The organism is Paracoccus sp. S4493 (assembly GCF_000967735.1).
In the GTDB taxonomy this organism is placed as follows: Bacteria; Pseudomonadota; Alphaproteobacteria; order Rhodobacterales; family Rhodobacteraceae; genus Paracoccus; species Paracoccus marcusii.
Genome location: NZ_JXYF01000258.1, coordinates 1 through 326 on the forward strand (window position 1 = coordinate 1; position 326 = coordinate 326).

Consider the following 326-nt stretch of genomic DNA (forward strand, 5'->3'; position numbering starts at 1 on the left):
CGCCGGGCGCGATGGTGCGCGGCGCGGGCGTCATCACGGCACGTGCGTCCAGGTCCAGCAGGCCCTGCATGTGGCGGCGCAGGTCGCCGTCGGTGATGATCCCCGCCAGCGCACCGTCCCCGTCCACGACCCCGGTCACGCCATAGCCCTTCTGGCTGATCACCAGCAGTGCCTCGGACATGGGGGCATCCAGCCCGACCAGCGGCAGGTCGGTGTGCATCAGGTCGCCCACCTTCGCCAGCAGCGCACCCAGCTTGCCGCCGGGATGAAAGGTGCGGAAATGTTCGGGCGTGAACCTGCGATGCTCCATCAGCGCGATGGCCAGC

1 protein-coding gene is annotated in these 326 nt (G+C 69.9%); it reads right to left on the reverse strand.

Going from position 1 to position 326, the window contains the following annotated elements; genetic code table 11:
- Positions 1-326, reverse strand: a 326-nt coding sequence (locus tag TW83_RS16895; protein WP_045983950.1) for a CBS domain-containing protein, incomplete at both ends; no start/stop codon positions are given.